General features: G+C 72.5%; 3 protein-coding genes and 2 pseudogenes. 2 read left to right on the plus strand and 3 right to left on the minus strand.

Features of this window, described 5'->3' with window-relative positions; all coding sequences use genetic code 11:
• Nucleotides 1-62: 62 nt before the first annotated feature.
• Nucleotides 63-812 (minus strand): annotated as a pseudogene (rsmA, locus tag ABZU52_RS31760) (16S rRNA (adenine(1518)-N(6)/adenine(1519)-N(6))-dimethyltransferase RsmA); the annotation flags it as partial.
• Nucleotides 806-1705 (minus strand): TatD family hydrolase, encoded by a 900-nt coding sequence (locus tag ABZU52_RS31765; RefSeq protein WP_354974608.1) that lies wholly within the window; start codon nucleotides 1703-1705, stop codon nucleotides 806-808. The gene ABZU52_RS31765 and the pseudogene rsmA, both read right to left, overlap by 7 nt.
• A 128-nt stretch (nucleotides 1706-1833) precedes the next feature.
• Here ABZU52_RS31765 and ABZU52_RS31770 point away from each other — a divergent pair, with 128 nt between their 5' ends.
• On the plus strand, nucleotides 1834-3081 hold the full coding sequence (locus tag ABZU52_RS31770; RefSeq protein WP_354974609.1) for a hypothetical protein: 1248 nt from the start codon (nucleotides 1834-1836) through the stop codon (nucleotides 3079-3081).
• A 43-nt stretch (nucleotides 3082-3124) separates the two neighbouring features.
• Here the strand turns inward: ABZU52_RS31770 and metG are convergent, their stop codons facing one another.
• Nucleotides 3125-4927 carry a methionine--tRNA ligase gene (metG, locus tag ABZU52_RS31775; RefSeq protein ID WP_354974610.1) on the minus strand — a complete coding sequence of 601 codons (1803 nt, stop codon included), beginning with the start codon at nucleotides 4925-4927 and terminating at the stop codon, nucleotides 3125-3127.
• A 158-nt stretch (nucleotides 4928-5085) separates the two neighbouring features.
• Here metG and ABZU52_RS31780 point away from each other — a divergent pair.
• A pseudogene (locus ABZU52_RS31780) lies at nucleotides 5086-5341 on the plus strand (hypothetical protein); the annotation flags it as partial.

The raw sequence follows: 5341 nt of genomic DNA on the forward strand, positions 1-5341 counted from the left end.
GGTCGGGGCCCTGGTGCTGATCGGCTACGCGCTGGTCAGCGGAGTTGTCGGTGTCCTGCTCACCGGTCCGCGCCGCCAGCCCAGCCGGCCAACGCGGCGCGCAGGGTCTTGCGGCGCTGCGCGAACGCCGCGTCCACCACGGCGAAGACCCGCTCCCGGGGTACGTCGGCGCGGGGCGGCTCGTGGCAGCTGAACGCGACCAGGCCGGAGTCGACGTTGGGCACCGGCCAGAACACGTTCGGCGGCACCTTGCCGGCGCTCCGGGCCTGGGCGTACCAGGCGAGCTTCACCGACGGGATGCCGTACACCTTGGAGCCGGGACCGGCGACGAGCCGGTCGGCGACCTCCTTCTGCACCATCACCAGGCCGTGTCGCAGGGTGGGCAGCGCGGCGAGCAGGTGCAGCACCACCGGCACGGCGACGTTGTAGGGCAGGTTCGCCACCAGCGCGGTCGGTGCCGGGTCGGCCAGCTCGGCGGCGGCGATGCGCAGCGCGTCCGCGCGGTGCACGGTGAGCCGGGCGGCGTCGGCCCCGGCGTGCCGCGCGACGGTCTCCGGCAGCGCCCCGGCGAGCACCGGGTCGATCTCCACGGCGTGCACGTGCCCGGCGACCGGCAGCAGCCCCAGGGTCAGCGAGCCGAGCCCGGGCCCCACCTCCACTGCCACGTCGTCGGGGGTCAGGCCGGCGGCGGAGACGATCCGGCGCACGGTGTTCGGGTCGTGCACGAAGTTCTGGCCCAGCTTCTTGGTGGGCGCGACGCCCAGCCGGGCGGCGAGTTCCCGGATCTCCGCCGGGCCGAGCAGGCTCACCACGGGCCGAAGGCCCGGTCGCCGGTGGCGGAGATGGCCGCGCACAGCTCGTCCAGGTCGCTGCCCGTGGTCGCGGCGAGCGCGCGGACGGTGAGTGGAATCAGGTACGACGCGTTCGGCCGGCCGCGGTACGGCATCGGGGTGAGGTACGGGGCGTCGGTCTCCACCAGCATCTGATCCAGCGGGGTGAGCGCGGCGGCCTCGCGCAGCGCCGCCGCGCTGCCGAAGGTGACGGTGCCGGCGAAGCTCAGCAGATAGCCGCGGCGGACACACTCGCGGGCGAAGTCGGCGTCGCCGGAAAAGCAGTGCAGCACCACCCGGTCGGGAGCGCCCTCGTCGTCGAGGATCCGCAGCACGTCGGCGTGCGCGTCGCGGTCGTGGATGACCAGCGTCTTGCCGTACCGCTTGGCGATGGCGATGTGCGCCCGGAAACTCTCCTCCTGCGCGGCCCGCCCCTCGTCGCCGGTCCGGAAGAAGTCCATTCCGGTCTCGCCGATCCCCCGGACCCGGTCGCGCGCGGCTAGTGACTCGATCTCCCGCAACGCCTCGTCGAGGTCGCTCAGCCGGGGCGCCTCGTTCGGGTGCAGCGCCACGGTGGCCAGCACGGCCGGGTACCGGTCGGCGGTGTCCGCGCCCCATTGGGAGGAGGCGACGTCCACCCCCACCTGGACCAGCCGGGCCACGCCGACCTTCGTGGCCAACGCGATGGCCACGGCAACCGGGTCGTCGGCCGGCCCGCCGCCGGGCACACCGGCCTCACTGACCGTGATGTCCAGGTGGGTGTGGCTGTCCAGCACCGCCCGGGGCAGCGACTCGGGGGCGGGCGGAAACTCTCCGGCCCGCCGGGCGGCACGGTCGCGGCGGGATTCAGTGGGCTCGCTCATCAGCGACAGCATCACACACCGGGCCTGTCCATCTGCCCGCCACCCGACGTTCACCTCGACTACGCCGCGCAACTCTACGGTCGCTCACGAACGGACGCGACAGCGTGCGGACCCCACCCACCGAGCAGGGAGGCGACGGCATGAGCGTCACCCCCCAGGCCGGCGGCAACGCCGGTGAACGGACCGGACTGCACGTGGCGTTCGGCGGCGGGGTGTACCCGGCCGAGGAGATCGCCCGCGGCGCCGCGTACGAGTTGTTCAGCGCCGACGAGGTGACCGGCTTCGAGTGGGCGCCCCGACCGGGTAGCGCCCTGCCGTGGCGCCGTTTCGTGCACGTCACCGAGGTGAACGCGGTGCACGGGGCCACCGAGCCGGCCGACGAGCCGGAGACTCCGCTGCTGATGCCCGCCCACCGCGAGCGGGGTTGGGCGTACCTGCACCTGCTCAGCCAGCAACCGGCGGCCGCCGGTGACCCGGTGCTGACGATGGCGCGCGCGTCGGCGGTGATCCGGCGGGGCACCCGGATGATGAAGGTGCTCTCGGCCCAGCAGGTCGCCGGCTACCTACGGGGTTGGCTGCCGCACGGCTTCTGCTACCGCGAGCACGATGTGGCGCACCTACGGACGCCGGCGACGACGACTGTGCTGCGTACCGATGGTGACGCTGGCCGGGACGGCCATGACGTGGCGTACGCGCTGCGCTGGCGCGCGTCCGACCCGGGCGACTACGACGTGCCGGCGGGTCCGGCACACCGCGGCCTGACCGCGCTGGGCTCCCGGGACCGGCTCGGCGCTCCGGTGCTGGGCACCGGCTTCGTGCCCAGCAACGGTCAGCTCATCCCGGAGTTCATCAGCCGGGACTTCGCCGACCTGCCGATGCCGGCGAACGCCGCCCTCATCGCCTACCCGGCGGAGGGGGTGGAGGTGGTGCTGTACACCTACCAGGCGGAGCAGCGGGGGTGGCTGCGGATGGTCGGCCCGCAGTGGCGGCACCTGCTGGCCGCGGTGCCCGGCCTCTCCCCGGACCAGGAGTACCTGCCGAACGCCGACGCGCCCCGCTCCACCCAACTGGTCGGCATGTACGGCGACAGCGAGTACGAGGCGGTGGCCGACCTGCCCGGTGGGTTCCGGGTGCTGGCGATGACCCGGGCGGCCCGCTACCCGGTGGACGCGGTGGCCCGCCGGTTGCGGTTCGCCCAGTGGCGGGGCGTGCCGTGCCTGGTGCTGCGGGAGGAGGCCGGCTGGCTGCGGATCCGGTTGCGTTACCCGAACCCGGACGTCGTGCTGACCACCGGCGCGCAGTGTCAGGAACGTGGCGTCTACGAGGCCTGGGCGCCGGGCACCGAGGTGACCGACGACCAGGTGATGGACACCCGGTACGCGATGTGACGTCGCGCGGCGGCAGGCACCCGCCCGCCGCGCGACGTGCGTTTCAGCCGGCGAGCCGGGCCAGTTCCTCGTCGACGATCGACGGGTCGAGCTTGCGGAACACCGGCTTCGGCGCGGCCAGCGGCCGACCCGCCTCGATCGACACCGACTCCCAGCGCGCGCCGACGGTGTAGTCCCCGGTGAGCACCGGGTACGCCGGACCGCCGTCCAGGTCGTCGACCTGCTCGATCACCGGCATCGGTGCGTGCACGCCGGTGCCGCCGAGCAGCTCGTGCACCTGCTGCGCGGAGTGCGGCAGGAACGGGGTGAGCAGCGTGTTGGCGTCGCTGATCACCTGGAGGGCGACGTGCAGGATGGTGCCCATCCGGGGCTTGTCCGCCTCGTCCTTGAGCTTCCAGGGTGCCTGCTCGGAGAGGTACCTGTTGGCCTCGGCGACCACCTTCATGGCCTCACCGATCGCCTGCTTCTGCCGGTGCCGGCCGATCAGGTCGCCGACCGTGGTGAACCCGGCCCGGGCCACAGCGAGCAGCGCCTCGTCGGCCTCGGTGAGCCCGGCCGGGTCGACCGGCGGGATCGCCCCGAAGTTCTTGGCGGCCATCGAGACGGACCGGTTGACCAGGTTGCCCCAGCCGGCGACCAACTCGTCGTTGTTGCGGCGGAGGAATTCGGCCCAGGTGAAGTCGGTGTCGTTGCTCTCCGGACCGGCGGCGGCGATGAAGTAGCGCAGCGCGTCGGCGTCGTAGCGCTCCAGAAAGTCGCGAACGTAGATGACCACCTTGCGGGACGACGAGAACTTGCGCCCCTCCATTGTCAGGTACTCACTCGACACCACCTCGGTGGGCAGGTTGAGCCGACCCAGCTGGCCCGGCTCCCCGTCGCGGGAGCCCTCGCCGGAGTATCCAGAGAGCAGCGCCGGCCAGATCACCGAGTGGAAGACGATGTTGTCCTTGCCCATGAAGTAGTAGGACTGGGCGTCCTTCCCGGCGCCGTCGGCGGACCACCACTTGCGCCACGCCTCGGGGTCGCCGGAGCGGCGGGCCCACTCGATCGAGGCGGACAGGTAGCCGATCACGGCGTCGAACCACACGTAGATCCGCTTGTCCGACCGGTCGCGCCAGCCGTCGAGCGGGATCGGTACGCCCCACTCCAGGTCACGGGTGATCGCCCGGGGCTGGAGGTCGTCGAGCAGGTTGCGGGAGAACCGCAGCACGTTGGGCCGCCACCCCTCCCGGGTGTCCAGCCACTGCCGCAACACGTCGGCCAGGGCGGGCAGGTCCAGGAAGAAGTGCTCGGTCTCAACGAACTTCGGGGTCTCCCCGTTGATCCGCGACTTCGGGTCGATCAGGTCGATCGGGTCGAGCTGGTTGCCGCAGTTGTCGCACTGGTCACCGCGGGCGCTGTCGTAACCACAGATCGGGCAGGTGCCCTCGATGTAGCGGTCGGGCAGGGTGCGCCCGGTGGACGGGGAGATGGCACCCATTGTGGTCTTCGGCACGATGTAGCCGTTGCGGTACATCCCCTCGAACAGTTCCTGCACCACCGCATAGTGGTTGCGGGTGGTGGTGCGGGTGAACAGGTCGTAGGAGAGACCGAGGCCGTGCAGGTCCTCGACGATCACCCTGTTGTACCTGTCGGCCAGCTCGCGCGGGGTCACCCCGTCGGCGTCAGCCTGCACCTGGATCGGAGTGCCGTGCTCGTCGGTGCCGGAGACCATGAGCACGTCGTGGCCGGCCATCCGCATGTACCGGGCGAAGACGTCGGAGGGAACGCCGAAACCGGAGACGTGGCCGATGTGGCGGGGGCCGTTGGCGTACGGCCAGGCCACTGCCGCGAGAACGTGACTCATGAGCAGCAAGCCTAGTGACCCGTCCGGGGCGGCCGCGAATCAATAGGGGGTGCCCGACCGGCGGACCGGGCCGACCACCTCGCCCGTTGGTCCGATTTGTCGCCGACACGCGGCTCAGCTGCCTGTTTCGCCTCCCGGAGCGGTGTGCAATGAACGTCGTGACGGGCAGAGGAGCGGCACGGGACCACGAGGACCGTCCCACCGGGCCGGCGGTCGACGACGCCCCGGGGCCCGAGCCCACCGCGCCCCGGGCCGCCGGGGTCGCGCCGCAGCGCCGGCTGGCGCCCAGCGCCGACCCGGGTACGCAGCGGCCCACCCCGGCGGGAAGATCCGCCACCCCGGCCCGTCCCACGCCCGCGGCGCCGTCGCCCACCCCGGCCCGTCCGACCCCGGCGGCACCCGTACCCAGCCCGG

Origin of the sequence: Micromonospora sp. NPDC005220, assembly GCF_040607895.1 — a bacterium.
In the GTDB taxonomy this organism is placed as follows: Bacteria; Actinomycetota; Actinomycetes; order Mycobacteriales; family Micromonosporaceae; genus Micromonospora.

What these genes read in the sequence shown, in the direction of transcription:
- ABZU52_RS31765 (WP_354974608.1), bottom strand. Translation starts at nt 1,705, where the DNA reads ATGCTGTCGCTGATGAGCGAGCCCACTGAATCCCGCCGCGACCGTGCC.
- ABZU52_RS31770 (WP_354974609.1), top strand. Translation starts at nt 1,834, where the DNA reads ATGAGCGTCACCCCCCAGGCCGGCGGCAACGCCGGTGAACGGACCGGA.
- metG (WP_354974610.1), bottom strand. Translation starts at nt 4,927, where the DNA reads ATGAGTCACGTTCTCGCGGCAGTGGCCTGGCCGTACGCCAACGGCCCC.